This is a genomic window from Corallococcus sp. CA053C (genome assembly GCF_003611675.1).
In the GTDB taxonomy this organism is placed as follows: domain Bacteria; phylum Myxococcota; class Myxococcia; order Myxococcales; family Myxococcaceae; genus Corallococcus.
This window is the reverse complement of the sequence record NZ_RAWA01000230.1, coordinates 1-15250: the sequence shown is the minus strand read 5'-3', so window position 1 is coordinate 15250 and position 15250 is coordinate 1. Positions and strand designations below refer to the sequence as shown.

The window sequence follows — 15250 nt, the reverse complement described above, 5'->3', positions numbered from 1 at the left end:
CCTACCGGCCCATGGACGCCGCCCCGCCCGTCTTCGAACACGGACGCGTGCGCGTGCATCCCGCCATGCGCTCGCTCTACGCCAGCATGGTGGACCTGGGCCTGCTCACCGCCACCCGCCCCTCCGACGTCGGCGGCCAGCAGCTCCCCCTCACCGTGCACGCCGTGGCCAGCGCCTACCTCATGGCCGCGAACCTCAGCGCCTATGGCTACCTGGGCCTCACGCTCGGCGCCGCGCACCTGCTGGAGGTCTTCGGCACGCCCTTCCTGCGCGAGCACTTCATGGCCCGCCTGTACCGGGGCGAGTGGACCGGCACCATGGCCCTCACCGAACCCCAGGCCGGCAGCAGCCTGGCGGACGTGAAGACGCGCGCCACACCCGCGCCCGACGGCAGCTTCCGCCTCCAGGGCTCGAAGATCTTCATCAGCGGCGGTGACCAGGACTTCACCGACAACATCGTGCACCTGACCCTGGCGCGCATCGACGGGGCCGAGGGCGGCACGCGCGGCGTGTCCCTCTTCGCCGTGCCCGCGCGTCGGCCGGAGGGCGACTCGTTCGTCCCCAATGACGTCCAGGTGGCCGGCGTCATCCACAAGATTGGCTGGCGCGGCCTGCCCAGCCTCGTCCTCAACTTCGGCGAGTCCAACGACTGCCACGGCTGGCTCGTGGGGCAGCCCGGACGGGGCCTCTCCTGCATGTTCCAGATGATGAACGAGGCGCGCATCATGGTGGGCCTCAACGGCGTCGCCACCGCGGCCGTCGCCTACCAGGAGTCACTCACCTACGCGCGCGAACGCCCCCAGGGCCGTCCCGCCGGCGCCCGCGACACCGCGCGCGCGCAGTCCCCCATCATCGAACACGCGGACGTGCGGCGCATGCTGCTGCGCCAGAAGGCCATCGTGGAGGGCGGGCTCGCGCTGCTGCTCACCACCTCCACGCAGGCGGACCTCGCGAACCACGCGCCGGATGAAGCCACGCGCAAGCGCGCGCACCTGCTGTTGGATCTGCTCACGCCCATCGCCAAGACGTTCCCGGCGGAGAGGGGCTTCGAGTCCAACGCGCTCGCGCTGCAGATCCACGGCGGCTACGGCTACTCCAGCGAATACCTCCCCGAGGCGTGGCTGCGCGACCAGAAGCTCAACAGCATCCACGAGGGCACCACCGGCATCCAGGGCCTGGACCTCCTGGGACGCAAGGCGGTGGCGGGTGGCGGCGCCGCGCTGCATGCGCTCGACGAGGAGGTGCACGCCACCACCGCGCGCGCCCGGGCCGCGGGCGTGGACCCCGCCTGGAGCGACGCGCTGGAGGACGCGCTCCAGCAGGCCAGCGCCCTCACGCTGGAGCTGGGCGCGCGGGGCATGGCGGGCGAGGTGGACGCGATGCTGCGCCACAGCTCGGACTTCCTGGAGCTCTTCAGCGTGGTGGCCGTGGCGTGGCGCTGGCTCGCGCAGGCCGCCGCCGCGAAGGAGGCCCTCACGCGCGCGGCCTCGAAGGACGCGGGTGGCTCCGACCGCGCCTTCTACGAAGGGAAGCTCGCCGCCGCGCAGTACTGGTTCGCGGTGGAGGTGCCCCGGGTGCCGCTGCTCGCCCACCTGTGCCGGACGGGTGAGGACTCCTACGCCCGCATGCACGCCGACTGGTTCTGAGCGCTTCAAGCACGGGCGCGGGAGCCCGGCATCCGTCACAATGACGGGCATGTCGGTCTCCTTCCACCTGTGCCAGCCCGGTGGGGGCGCCTCGTGCGGTGCCTGCTGCGGCCTCTACAACTTCCGCGACCACTCGCGCGCGGCGCTCACCCAGCGGCTGGCCACGCAGACGGCACGGCTCGCCCACGCGCCCCGGACGCCGGAGGCCTATGGCGAGGCCGCGCGCGAATTGACCGCGAACCGTGGCGCCTCCGCGCTCTTCCCCATCGTGCGGGTGTGTCCCCTGCTGGGCTTCCTGGACGCGGATCAACAGCGGGTGGGCTGCCTGGGGCATCCCCTGGTGACGGGCGGCACGGACCTGCGCGACTGCGGCGTCTACCGCGCCACCGTCTGTGAGACCTTCACCTGTCCATCCTTCGGCTGGCTCACCGACGCGCAGGCGCGGCTGGTCCAGGCCGCGTGCGCGGACTGGTACCTCTACGGCCTGGTCATCACCGACGTGGAGTTCGTGCGCGGCTGCCTGAAGCTCCTCGAGTGGGAGCTGGGCGGCCCCGCCCACCCGGAGCTGCTGCGCGAGCGCCCGGAATCCCTCTGCGCGATGCGCCGCCTCTTCGCGCTGAAGGAGACGGCTCCCGGCCGCGACGCCCAGGCCACGGTGTTCGGCCGCTTCACCCACGACACGGAGGGCGAACCCGTTCCGCGCTCGCTCGACTACACGGCCCTGGGCACGCGCGCCGCGCCCGAGGACGACGTGGTGCTGTGCCTGGGCTACACGCCCGGAAGCGCCCCGGAGCTGCTCGCCGCGAGGGACCTGGTGCGCGAGCACGTGCGCGCCGTGGCGGCCACCTTCCCTGCCTGACCGGCTGCCCCTACCGAGCGACCAACCCCACCCCGACGCCGGGCGCTTGCAACGCCCCGACGTCGTCCGCACGTTTGCCGGCGGGAGGGTTGGCGGATGGGTGGACGCTGGGTGTGGATGGGAATGGTGGGGTTGTGCACGTTGGCTTCCGGATGTCGGGAGCATGACAGCCCGGACGCGACGGGGCTCCAGGCGACACCGGTGAGGGACTCCACGAACGGGGCGCTCTGGGTGCCCGCCAGGCCCGTCATGGCACAGGGCACGACGGACGGCCTCCGGTCCCAGGCATTTGCCCAGATACCGCCGGACACGGCGCCACCGCTGGGTGCCAAACGGCTGCTGCGCGGCTCGCCAGCGAATGAACCCGACCGCATGGAGGAGGAACAGGCCCCGGCCACCGGAGGCAGCGGCGACGCCCAGGCCCAGCAGGCCCCGGCCCCCAATGCCCCCCAGGGCGGAGCGGCGCCGAACACGGCGCCCCAGCAGGCCCCGGTGGACGCGAACGGACTGCCCGCGACCCTGGCCCCGGACGAAGGCCGCGTGATGATTGGCGCGCAGGCGGTCCAGGCCGACGACGACGAGGCCTGGTACGAGGGCGCGGCCAAGGCGGCGCAGGCCGCCGTGACGGACAACACCGCGGACCGGCCGCTGGAGCAGGTCGTCATCGCCTCCAGCACCGTGAGCGGCAAGGTCACGCGCGTGGGCCGCGACAGCCTGCACGTGCTCGACGCCGAAGGCACCGTCTACGAGCTCCAGCTCGACCCTCGCAGCCGGGGCCTGCGCCAGGGCCAGCGCGTGCCCATCCAAGAGCTGGAGCTGCGCGAAGGCACCCCGGTGCGCGCCCGGTTCGACCTCATCGGCGGACGCACCGTCGCGCGCGACGTGCAGGTGGGCCGCTAAGCCACGCCGTTGGCCCCCCGAAACGACGACACCCGGGAAGCCTTGGGGCTCCCCGGGTGCCTGTCTTCAATCCAACCGGTCCGACTAGTAGACGGCCTTGAGCGTCAGGCCCGAGTACGCCGTGTAGCCGCGCACCTTCACGTAGTACTTGCCCGCCGTCGTCTTGGTCAGCGTGCAGGTCTCCGCGTTGCCGGAGGCGTACGGACGGCAGTCGTACGTGGTGGTCGTCGGCGAGGAGCCGAAGCGCACGTACAGGTCCGCGTCACCCGTGCCACCCGTGGTGGTGATGGTGACCGTCGTGTTCGCCGGCACGTCCAGGGTCGTCCACTCCGTGGTGAAGGAGGAGGCCGCACCGGACAGGTTCGTCACCGCCACGCCGCTCTGCAGCACGTTGCCCGACGGGGTCCCCGTCGTGTAGCTGCCCTTCAGCGTCACGCCCGAGTACGCCGAGTAGGCGTTGAGCATCACGTAGTAGGTGCCGGCCTGGATGTTGGTGATGGTGCACGTCTCCGCGTTGCCACCGGCGTACGGACGGCAGTCGTAGGTCGCGGAGTCCGGCGCGGAGCCGAAGCGCACGTACAGGTCCACGTCACCCGTGCCACCGGAGGTGGTGAACGTCAGCGCCGAGGCGCCCGCGGGCACCGCCAGCGTGTAGTACTTGTTGTTGCCCGCCGCGTCCGCGATGCCCGTCACCGCGACGTTGTTGGTCAGCGGGACCGTCGTCGGAGGCACCACCACGCCGCCCACGCCCACCGCTTCCCAGGCGGCCTTCACCGCGTCCTGGGTGGCCTGGTCGTAGCCCAGCTCCTGCGCGGCCTGGATGGTCCAGGTCTTCGCCTGCAGGAACGTGGTGCCCGCCGTGTAGATGTCCGTGTTGGCCTTGTACCAGATACGGGCGGCCTTCTCGACGCCGATGGCCGGCACGTTGATGGTGCTGCGGCCGCGCGGGTGCACGCCACCCTTCGACAGCAGCGCGAACGCCAGGTTGGGCACGCCGGAGCTGTAGTGCACGTCCGTGCCGGACGTCACGTTGGCCGCCCAGTCCTTGGACGCGCCGTCCTTCGCCGGGTCATCCATGTAGCGCAGGGCGTCGTTCGCCGTGCCGGGGGTCCAGACGTCCTCGCCGACCATCCAGATGGCCGCCGCGGTGCTCCACGTGCCGGACTGCCAGCTCTCGCAGATGGCGCCGAACGTGTCGGACATCGCCTCGTTGAGGCCGCCGGACTGGCCGGAGTACGTGAGGTTGGACTCGAACGACGTCACCGCGTGGGTCAGCTCGTGGACCGTGACGTCCGCGTCCTTGCCCAGCTCGATGGAGTTCACGCCGTCGCCGTCGCCGTACACCATCTGGGTGCCGTCCCAGTAGGCGTTCACGTAGTTGGTGCTGTAGTGCACCGTGCTGATCAGCGTCGCGCCCGCGTTGTCGAGCGAGTCGCGGTTGAAGAGCGTCTTGTAGCAGTTGTAGGTGTAGCCCAGCATGTCGTAGTTGGTGTCGACATGGGCGTCACCGATGGCCGCCTGGCCCTCGCTGCGCTTCAGCGTGCCCGGCGTCGTGGTGCCGTTGTTCGCGCTGTACAGCTTGCGGTTGAGCGCCGTGTGGATCTGCGGCGCGCGCAGCACGAGCGAGCCGTCCTGGGCGTTCACGTACACGAGGTCGCGGATGGGCGTCTCCGCACCCTCGCCCGTGACCGTCACCTCGTAGGCGAGGCGCAGCGCGCCTTCCTCGGTGCGCACGTACACCAGGCGGGGCGAGCCCTGCGCGGACAGGTCCCTGCCCGCCGTCGCGGCCAGCGCCGCCTGCGTGGCCGCCGTGCCCGCGATGCGGGGCGTGGCGGACAGCTTCACGCCGTCGCGCGCGGAGCCGTTGGCCGCGTACACCGTGCCGTCCTGACGCACGTGCACCGCCAGCTCACCGCCGACGACTTCCAGGCCGTTCTTCAGCTGCTTGAAGCGCAGGTGCTGGTTGCCCTGCGCGTCGCTGTGCGCGTTGCGCAGCACCAGGTCCTCCGCGTTCAGCCGGAAGGCCGGGGCCACACCCGCGACCGCCTGATGCCCGGCGGACAGCGTGTTCAGCGTGCCCACCGCGCGACCCAGCTCGCCCCGGATGCTGTCCGGGATGCCGTCCGCGTGCACACCCACCACCTGGGCACCACCGAGCGCGTTCAGCGTGCTCTGGATGTCCTCGCCCGACTTCTCCTGCTCGGGGGCCTGGACCTCGTCACCCGTGGAACCCTGCGTACCGCACGCCGTCAGAGCCACGCCGAGCCAGGCCGCGCCAATCGTCTTCAACAGTCGAGTAGCCAACGCGATACCTCCATGAAGAAACAGCGGGATGATACGTGACACACTTGTTTTCATCAGTGCAACTACTTTTTGGAGAAAGTGCGTTTAGTTACTTTCTCCCACCCTCCCGAACAAGCAGGCTGAACCTGGAATACCCGTTAATCTCATCTAGGACGCGGAGTGAGTCTGTCATCGGGGGTTCCTGGACGCAGCCACGGTGCCCGGAAGGATGTTTCAGGTGTTTCATGAGACGGGCCGCAGCATGCGCGGGGGGGCTGACATGACGCAAGGAGCCAGCCCCCGGCCAGAGGGGACGAGGACGGCGTGGGCCCCGGCGCTGGTGGCGCTGCTGGGCCTCACGGTGGCGTGCGCGTCACGGGCGCCGGCGCCTCCGGAGGTGCCTCCGCCCCCGCGGCTGACGGTGGCGCAGGTGGCGCGGCTCTTGCCGGCGAAGGTGAAGGGCGAGGAGCGCGAGGGGTGGGCGCGCGACGTGCTGGCGGCGCTGGACGCGGAGGAGGAGCTCCCGTCGCCGCCGGTGGTGTGTCAGGTGCTGGCCATCATCGAACAGGAGTCCGGCTTCCAGGCGGACCCCGCGGTGCCGGGGCTCGCGAAGCTGGTGCGTCAGAAGCTGGACAGCTCGGCGGGGAAGCTGGGCCCGCTGGGGCGGCGCGTGCTGGAGGAGGTGCTGGGCGCGAAGCCGAAGGGGGCGAAGCGCACCTTCGGGGCCCGGCTGGACGCGGCACGCACGGAGCGGGACCTGGACCGGCTCTTCCGGGACATGCTCGCGTACTACGAGGAGGCCTATCCGGCGACGTACGCGGCGGCGGACCTGGCCAGTTCCCTGTTCGGGCCGTCCTCGTTCGCGGCGCAGAACCCCATCACCACCGCGGGCTCCATGCAGGTCAGCGTGCGCTACGCGGTGGAGAAGGCGGGCCCGGACGCGGATCCGGACGAGGTGCGCGAGTCGCTGTACACGCGCGCCGGGGGCGTGCGCTACGGCACGGCGCGGCTCCTGGGCTTCGAGGCCGCGTACGGCGAGCCCCTCTTCCGCTTCGCGGACTACAACAGCGGCGAGTACAGCTCACGCAACGCCGCCCTGCAGGCCCAGGTCAGCCGGCTCACCGGGATGACGCTTGCGACGGATGGTGACCTGCAATTGTATGACAAGGAGGGTGAGCCCCGGGGTGAAGACAGCCAGAGCCTCAAGGCCCTGCTTGTCTTTCGCGAGCGTCACGCGCCGCAGTTGAGCGAGCGCCGGGTGCGCAAGGACGTGGAGCAGGAGAAGACGGCGGAGTTCGAGACCACCGAGACGTATCTCGCGGTGAAACGCGTGTACGCAAAACAGACGGGTGAGGCGCCCGCCTACGCGCAGCTTCCGAACGTGACGCTTCGGAGCGTGAAGCTGAGCGGGGAGCGCTCCACGGCGTGGTTCGCGCGGTCGGTGGACGCGCGCTACCAGCAGTGCCTCGCCCGCCACCGCCAGGCTTCGCGGTAGCGAGCGTCTTCCCGGGGCTACGGCCGGGGCTACGGCCGGGGCTACGGCGTGGTGAAGGCCGCGCTGAACGTCGCCGCCTTGAAGATGGGCAGGATGTCGGCGGTGGTCTCCGGCGCCTGCCAGGGCGTGAAGGGCGAGCTGTCCGCCGTCACGCGCACGTAGTACGTGGAGCCGGCCTCCAGCGCGCCCGGCGGCGGGCTCACCCGCAGCCGGTCCGACGTCACGTAGAAGCTCACCGTCGGGCTGTCGGTGGCCTCCGCCCCCAGCTTGATGAACTCGACCTGGTAGGACCCGACCATCCCCGAGAACGGGTCGCGCCAGCTCACCACCGGCTGGGTGGACGTCACCGCCCGCACCGTGGCGGCATCCGCCCCGTCGATGCGCAGCAGACGCGGCGGCGTGATGCCCGGCACGATGGTGTCGGACGTCAGGGTGGACAGCCGGTTCATGACGAGCACGGTGCCGCTGGGGCGGTAGGTCTGGTTGCCCACGACGACCGGGGTGGACGCGACGAAGGTGTAGCTCGCGGAGCCCACCAGGCCCCAGGTTCCGGGATAGGGATTGCCGTAGGTGAAGCGGCGCGCGATGTCGCCGTCCTCACCGCCCGGCACCAGGAGCGTGAACAGCTCGCCTTGTTCGCCCACCCGGCCCGCCGTCAGGCCGAACGACACGGGCAGCACGTCGAACCGGGCCACGCGGGCCTCCGCGTCCGGGTTCACCGCCGCGCGCCAGCGGGTGAACTCGGACAGCGCCCACTGCGGGGAGAAGGACGCCTGGCGCACCGGCTGCAACGCTCCGGACAGCACCAGCGCCGCATCGCCATCCGGCGTGAACGAGCCGGCCGGGGCATGCAGGCTGCCCACCACGGTGCGGTACTGCAGGGGCGCGCCGCCCGGCAGCCTTCCGTCCTCCACCATGTCGAGCTGGTGGACGTAGAGCCGGTCTCCCTTGTCCCCTTCAAGGATGGGCAGCCTGCCGTCGAGGGACGACGCCAGGGCATCCAGTCCCTGCGCCTGGGTGGCGCCGGCCATGGGCGCGACCGTCGGGAACGCGAGGTTGGCCGTCAAGGCCACCTCGCCGCTGACGACCTGGAGCCGGCTGCCCGCACCGGGGGGCGCGTCTGCCCGCCACGGCTGGAGTCCGGTGAGGTCCAGCCTCACGGGCGTCTGGGTGGCCGCGGAGGTGACGGTGTCCGGCCGGCCGTTGCGGTTGACGCTCAGGTTGAAGCGGCGCGTCTGGCCCAGGTAGTAGGTGGTGTCAGAGCGCAGGTAGTAGTCCGCCCCTTCCGGCACGTCGCGGAAGCAGACGCTCCCGCCGCTCACGGGGACCGCCGTGCGGCGCTCGAACCCGGAGCCCTGGAGGATGAGGAGCTCCAGGTCGCGGCCCGACAGGTCCTGCGGGATGGCCGTCACGCTCGCGCCCGAGTGGAAGCGGGTGTCTGCCTTCACCAGCACGGCGGACGACGCGGGGCACTCAGGGTTCTCCGCCGGGCGCTCGAAGCTCACGGTGGGCTCCGGCTCGGAGCAGCCCAACCCCATGGCGCAGGTGGGGAGCAGCAACAACGACAGACGACGCAACGACATGACGCCTCCAGGCGACGCGATGGTGGAGTGTCGGCTCCGGGCTCCGAGCCTGGAGCCGACACACCTCTCATACGCAGCCACCTGTCTGGCCTATCGGGCCTGCGGGGAGATGCTTTCCCAGCGCAAGGATTCGCGGTCCCGACGACCCGGAGGACCGCGCTTCAGCGTACGGGCGCGGCCACCGGGGTGAAGCGCTTGTCGGAGATCTTCATCTCGGTGACGGGGCCGTACTTGCGGGCCACGTCGCGCAGGGCGGACGCCTTGCCGATGAGGACGAAGGTGAGGTCCTGCGGCGCGGGCAGCACGCGCTGGAGCACGGTGCGCACGCTGTCTCGGGTGGTGCCGGAGATGGCGCCGGCGAACCCGTTCACGTCCTGGGCGTCCAGGCCGTAGAAGGCCAGCTCCGACAGCTTCATGGCCAGCTGCGCGCCCGTCTCCAGCTTCGGGGGGAACTGCCCCAGGACATACGCCTGGGCGGAGGCGAGCGTGGCGTCGTCCATGCCGTCCTTGCGGTAGCGCGACAGCACGTCCAGGGCCAGGTCGATGGCACGGCCGGTGGTGTCCGTCTGGGTATAGGAGAAGATGGCGAGGGGGCCGGCCTGGAGTCCGGGGAAGAGCGAGGAGCGGGCGCCGTAGGTCAGGCCCGTCTTCACGCGCAGCTCGGTGTTGAGCAGCGAGGTGAAGCGGCCGCCGAGCACGGTGTTGCCCAGCTCCACCGCGACGCGGTCCGGGTCGGTGCGGGGGATGCCGGTGTTGCCGATCCAGAAGTACGTCTGAGTGGCGTCGGGCTTGTCCACGAGCAACACGCGCCGGCCCTTCGTGGGCGCGGTGGCGGGCACCGGGGCCAGGAGCTGTCCAGCGGGGGCCCAGCCGCCCAGCGCGGACTCCAGCTTCGCGGCGAGCGCCTTCGCGTCGAAGTCTCCCACGACGGAGAGGATGAGCCGGTCCCCGCCCAGGTTCGCCTTCGCCCAGCCGAGCACGTCGTCACGGCCGAGCCCGGGCAGCGACGCCTCGCTGCCGCCAATGGGCTGACCGTACGGGTGCGAGGGGAAGTGGAACGCGTCGAAGTACGTGCCGAGGAGGGCGCGCGGGTCACCGTCCTTCGCGGCGGCCAGCTCCGACACGCGGCGGGCGCGGGTCTTCTCCAGCTCCTGCGCGTCGAAGCGCGGGCGCACGAGCATGTCCGACAGCAGCTCCACCATCAGCGCGGAGTCGCGCGCGAGGAAGCTGCCGGTGAGGGTCACCGCGTCGCGGCCGGGGATCACCTCCAGCTCGCCCCCCACGCCGTCCACGGCGTCGGCGAACTGCTGGGCGTCACGGGAGCCGGCGCCCTTCTGGAGCAGCTCGGCGGTGAGCGCGGCCAGGCCTTCCTTGCCCACGGGGTCGGTGACGGCGCCGCCCCGGAGCCACGCAGAGAAGGCTACGAGCGGAAGGTCGCGCTTCTCCACGAGCAGCAGCCGGGCCCCGTTCTTCAACGTCACGGTGGTCGCGGCGGGCAACGTGACGCCCTTCGGCGCCGCGGGCTTCGGCAGCGCGGTGGGAGCGGCCTTCGGCGTCGCGGAGGGAGCGGCGCCAGGACCGGCGTTGGGCGTCGCGGCAGGAGCGGGCTTCGGCGTCGCGGTGGGAGCTCCAGCCTTCGGAGCCGCGGCGGGCGCGGGGGTCTGCGCGGAGGCGGGAGCGGAGAGGAGCAGCAGCGCGGCGAGCGCGGCGTGCAGCCGGAACGAAGCGTTCATCGCGAGGCCTCCTTGCGGGCCGGAGCGGCGGAGTCGGTGGCGGGCACGAGCCAGCCCACGGTGCGGTGGTCGGAGTTGAAGAGTCGGGCGGCCAGCGTGCGCACGCCGTCGCGGGTGACCTTCTCGTAGCGCGTGGGCGCGTCGAGCAGCGCGCGCCAGTCCCCGCGGAAGGTCGCGGCGGCGCCCAGCTCCCGGGCACGGCCGTCGTTGGTCTCCAGCTTCCGCCAGAACGTGGCCAGGGCGCTGTTGCGCGCCTTGCGCAGCTCCACGTCGGTGACGCCGTCCTTCGCCACGCGGGCCAGCTCCTCGGTGAGGAGCGCCTCGGCGCGCGGCAGGTCCCCGCCGGGCGGCAGGTCCACCAGGAACCACGCCAGCGACGGATCGAAGCCGGCGGAGAAGGAGCCCCGGACGCGGATGGCCACGCGCGCGTCCTCCACCAGCTTGCGGTGCAGGCGCGACGAGTCCCCGTTGGTGAGGATGAGCCCCAGCAGCTCCAGCGTCTCCGCCTCCGGATCCTTCGCGGCGAGGCCGTGGTAGGCGACCTGGAGCATCGGAGACTGGGCGAGCTTCTTCACGCTGATGCGCCGCTCGCCCTGCTGTTCGGGCTCCTTCGTGCGAACGGGCTCGGGGGCGGGCTGCGACGGGATGGCGCCAATCGTGGCCTCCGCGAGCTCGAAGACGCGGGCGGGCTCCACGTCCCCGGCGACGACGAGCGTGGCGTTGTTGGGGGCGTAGTACGTCTTGAAGTAGCGCTGGAGGTCCTCCATGCGCCAGGACTCGATGTCGGACGGCCAGCCGATGACGGGGATCTGGTACGGGTGCGCGACGAAGGCGGTGGCCTGCATCTGCTCCATCAGCGCGCCGGTGTTGTCGTTGTCCACGCCGGAGCGGCGCTCCGAGTAGACGACGCCGCGCTCGGACTCGATGACCTTGGGGTCGAAGGCGAGCGACTGGAGCCGGTCCGCCTCCAGCTCGAAGATGAGCGGCAGCGCGGAGGCGGGGAACCAGTCCATGTAGACGGTGACGTCCTCGGAGGTGAAGGCGTTGTTGGCGCCGCCGTTGGCCTCCATGACGCGGTCGAACTCACCGGGGCCGTACTTCTTCGCGCCGTTGAACATCATGTGCTCGAAGAAGTGGGACAGGCCGGTGATGCCGGGGCGCTCGTTGCGGCTGCCCACGCGGAACCAGTTGTTGAGGGCCACGTTGGGGATGTCGTGGTCGGGCCACACGATGACGGTGAGCCCGTTCTTCAACGTGCGCGTCTGGATGCCGGCGCCCAGCTTCGCGACGGCGGAGGAAGGCGCGGCGGACTTCGCGGGCGGCTTGGGAGCCTGCGCAGGCTGGGCCTGGACGGTGGGCGCGCCCAGCAGGGCCAGGCAGGCGAACCACGACAACGGCGGTCGGAACATCCTCGCTCCTAGGGCAGAGGCGAAAGCGGCGCCCGGCAACGGGCGGGCCCGCACCCTATTCCAGAAGCGCCGTGCCTCTAAGCGCCGCGCCTCTCGCGGCCTCCGGACGCCGCCGCGCCGAAGCGCAGGAGCCCCAGGAGCTGCTCGGGCGACAGCGCGGCGGCGCCATCCGCCTCGGACAGCAGGCTGTCGGCCAGGTCGCGCTTGTCGGCGTGGAGGGCGAGGATGGCCTCCTCGATGGTGCCCTCTGAAACGAACCGGGACACGGTGACGGGGCGCGTCTGACCGATGCGGTGGGCCCGGTCGGAGGCCTGATCTTCCACGGCGGGATTCCACCACGGGTCCAGGTGGAGCACGTGGTCGGCGGCGGTGAGATTGAGGCCGGTGCCGCCGGCCTTGAGCGAGATGAGGAACAGCGCGCCCTCCCCCCGCTGGAAGGCCTCCACGCGGGCCTGGCGCTCCGCGGGTGGCGTCTGTCCATCCAGGTATTGGAACGTGATGCCCCTCGCCTCCAGTGCCTCGCGCACGAGCGCCAGGTGCCGCACGAACTGACTGAAGACGAGCGCGCGGCTGCCCTCCGCCAGCAACTCCTCCACCCGCTCCAGAAACCGCTCCAGCTTCGAGGAGGACGGGCCCGCGTCCGGATCCACCAGCCGGGGATGACACGCGGCCAGCCGCAGCCGGGTGAGCGCGGCCAGCAGCTCGAAGCGCCGCTCCTGCCCCGGGGTGTCCTCCCCCACGCGCGCCAGCGCCGCGAGCCGCACGTCGTCGTACCGCCGCCGCTCGTCCTCCGACAACGTGACGGGCACCACGGTCTCGATGCGCGGGGGCAGCTCGCGCGCCACCTGGGCCTTGGTGCGGCGCAGCAGGAAGGGACGCACCACCCGGGCGAGTGACGCGCGGGCCCCGGCATCCCGGTCGCGCTCGATGGGAACGGCGAACCGCGCGTGGAAGGACTCGCGCCCGCCCAGCAGCCCGGGGAAGAGCAGGTGGAAGAGGCTCCACAATTCAGACAGGCGGTTCTCCACCGGCGTGCCGGTGAGGGCCACCCGGGCCTCGGCCTTCATGGCGCGCAGCGCGCGGGCCCGGGCGGTGTCCGGGTTCTTCACCGCCTGCGCCTCGTCCACCACCAGCGTGGCGAAGGACGTCGTGGACAGCCGCTCCGCGTCCTTCACGAGCAGCCCGTAGCTGATGATCAACACCTCCTTCGGCCCCAGTCGGGAAGGCAGGGCCTCACGGTCCACGTCCTGCCAGACATGCAGGCGCAGCGAAGGAGCGAAGCGGGCGGCCTCACGCACCCAGTTGCCACAGACGGACGTGGGCGCCACCACCATCGCGGGCCCCTGCTCCGCGCGGTGCAGCAGCAGGGCCAGCGCCTGGAGCGTCTTGCCCAGGCCCATGTCGTCCGCCAGGCACGCGCCCGCGCCCCATGCGGACAGCCGCGCCAGCCACACGAAGCCCTCGCGCTGGTAGTCGCGCAGCTTCGTCTTCAATCCCCGGGGCACGCGCACCGCTCGCGCCTGGGCCTCCCGGATCCGCCGCGCCAGCCCGCGCCAGTCCGGAGGCGCCCGCACCCGCGCGCCGGCCTCCGCGAGCGCCTCCAGCGCCGGTGCCGCCGCGGCGCTCACCTCCAACCCCTGCCGCACGGGGTGGGCCACGTCCGCGAGCGGCGTCAGTTGCTCGCGCAGCGCCTCCGTGAGCCGCATCCAGCGTCCCTTGCCCAGGGGGACGTAGCGCTGATGGCGGCGCACGGCCTCCAGCAGGAGCGCCAACTCCACGCGCGCTCCCTCCAGCTCCACCCCGCCCTTCACGCCGAACCAGTCGTGCTCGCGCGTGACCTCCACGCGCAGGCCCGCGGCGTCGGGGGGACGCGTCACGGTCCACGGCTGTTCCTCCCACTCCACGCGCACCCCGGGTCCCGTGAGCGGTTCCAGCAACTCCAACAGGTGGAGCGCGGCCTCCGGGGTGTCGCGGGTGAAGTGGTACGCCCCGGGCGGCAATGACAGACGTTCGAGCAACCCGTCGGCTTCAGCGCGCTCGGCCTCCAGGTCACGCCGGGCCAGGACCCGCTCCTTCGCGCGCAGCCCGCGCACCACGGGAGCACCGCTGCCCACGGGCTGCGGCGGCGCTTCGGGCAAGGGCCGCACGAACAGCGAGCCCTCCAGGGAGGACTCCCCCACCGCGCGCAGCCGCACCAGCAGGCCCGGCTGTGGATCCACGGCACGGGCCTCCAGCGCCGGGGGAAGCGACACCGGAAACACCGCCTCCAGTCCGGAGAGGTGAGCCAGGAATGCGTCCCGCTGGCGCTCGGATACGCGGGTGCCATGGAGCTTCAGGGTGTCGAGCAGGCCCAGTGCCTCGGGGGGAACGAACACCAGGGTGACGCTCGGGAGGCCAGGCTCCACGAGCAGCCAGGGATGGGGGGCCGTGGGCCCGGAGGGGGGTGGCTGCAAGGCCTCCGCGTCCACGGGGCGCCCGTCCACCGCCGGCCGCAGGCGCAGCGCGCGCCCTTCCTCTTCCAGGGCGAACCCCAGCGGGGCCTCCGCCACCCGCACGGGGGCGTCCGGAGCGCTGCCGAGGCGCAGGCGGTGGCTGTGCGTGAGCGCACGCAGGGCTTGAAGGAGCAACGAATAGGCACCTGCCACACCATTGCTCTCGTAACTGTAGTACGAAGATTCCAGCTCCTGCCCTGCCTGCATGAGGGCGAAGGCTTGCTGCTCCTCCGGGTCGCGCAGCAGGGCCGCCACCTTCCTGCCTTCATACGGCATGACGGCGGTCCCCTTGGACCAGCCCCCATGCTTCGCCGGTTGATGCAGGAAGGGCTTCAGGGTCCAGTTGCGAGAGGCCCCCGGCTCCAGCCGGAAGGTGAGGGACGGCTCCGGGTCTGCACTGGCTTCGTGAAGCTGGCGGCCCAGGAAGGTCGTCTCCAGCGCCGCGAGGATTTCGCGGCCGGGCGCTTCGAAGAGCACCTCCGCCAGCTTCGCGGCGCGCGCCGCCTGTTTCGGACGGCCCAGGAACTCCAGCGTCGCATCCACGGCGGTGAGGGCGTGGACACAGTGCGCTTCAGCCACCCTGGGGGAGCACGGGCAGGACAGGCCGGGGCGTCCCTCCATGAGCGCACGGGGGTCGAGCTCGACGCGACCCCGCTCCTCGAAGTCGATGGGATGGCGCGGGCGTCCCCACGCCGCCAGCTCCGGCTCCGACACCAGAAGCCGCAAGGGTTCTTCCTGGAGCGTGACGCTGGGGCGTTGCGCCCAGCGGCGTGGCAGGGCGTGGGGGCGCACGCGCTCGCGGGCCCGAACGAGCGCGTCCCGCAGGAGCGTCAGGCGCGCATCCGTGGGC

The 15250-nt window shown here is 71.8% G+C and carries 9 protein-coding genes; 4 read left to right on the top strand and 5 right to left on the bottom strand.

Translation table 11 applies throughout. The features are described from left to right. The 3 genes from D7V97_RS26485 to D7V97_RS26475 form a co-directional block, all read left to right on the top strand. Positions 1–1646, top strand: a 1646-nt coding sequence (locus D7V97_RS26485; protein ID WP_233583227.1) for an acyl-CoA dehydrogenase, incomplete at its 5' end; no start/stop codon positions are given. 49 nt (positions 1647–1695) lie between these two features. Continuing rightward, complete coding sequence (locus tag D7V97_RS26480; protein WP_120613421.1) at positions 1696–2505, top strand: hypothetical protein; 810 nt, start codon at positions 1696–1698, stop codon at positions 2503–2505. A gap of 372 nt (positions 2506–2877) precedes the next feature. Further along, positions 2878–3405, top strand: a complete 528-nt coding sequence (locus tag D7V97_RS26475; protein ID WP_233583225.1) for a hypothetical protein — start codon at positions 2878–2880, stop codon at positions 3403–3405. Positions 3406–3489: 84 nt separating this feature from the next. Here D7V97_RS26475 and D7V97_RS26470 read toward each other — a convergent pair whose 3' ends face one another. Beyond that, on the bottom strand, positions 3490–5709 hold the full coding sequence (locus D7V97_RS26470; protein ID WP_120613418.1) for a M4 family metallopeptidase: 2220 nt from the start codon (positions 5707–5709) through the stop codon (positions 3490–3492). A gap of 259 nt (positions 5710–5968) precedes the next feature. On the opposite strand from D7V97_RS26470, the gene D7V97_RS26465 reads away from it, so the two are divergent. Next, positions 5969–7183: a DUF1615 family protein gene (locus D7V97_RS26465; RefSeq protein WP_120613417.1), complete on the top strand. Its 1215-nt coding sequence runs from the start codon at positions 5969–5971 to the stop codon at positions 7181–7183. A 41-nt stretch (positions 7184–7224) separates the two neighbouring features. On the opposite strand, the gene D7V97_RS26460 is transcribed toward D7V97_RS26465, so the two are convergent. The 4 genes from D7V97_RS26460 to D7V97_RS26445 form a co-directional block, all read right to left on the bottom strand. Next, a complete protein-coding gene (locus D7V97_RS26460) occupies positions 7225–8766 on the bottom strand; it encodes a fibronectin type III domain-containing protein (RefSeq protein WP_147444984.1) in 1542 nt (513 codons plus the stop codon). A 161-nt stretch (positions 8767–8927) separates the two neighbouring features. Further along, positions 8928–10499, bottom strand: coding sequence for a pitrilysin family protein (locus tag D7V97_RS26455; protein WP_120613415.1), 1572 nt, complete (start codon positions 10497–10499; stop codon positions 8928–8930). After that, positions 10496–11908: a pitrilysin family protein gene (locus D7V97_RS26450; protein WP_120613414.1), complete on the bottom strand. Its 1413-nt coding sequence runs from the start codon at positions 11906–11908 to the stop codon at positions 10496–10498. Before D7V97_RS26450 ends, D7V97_RS26455 begins: the two co-directional genes overlap by 4 nt. Positions 11909–11985: 77 nt before the next feature. After that, positions 11986–15126, bottom strand: coding sequence for a DEAD/DEAH box helicase (locus tag D7V97_RS26445; RefSeq protein ID WP_233583223.1), 3141 nt, complete (start codon positions 15124–15126; stop codon positions 11986–11988). Between the last annotated feature and the right edge of the window lie 124 nt (positions 15127–15250).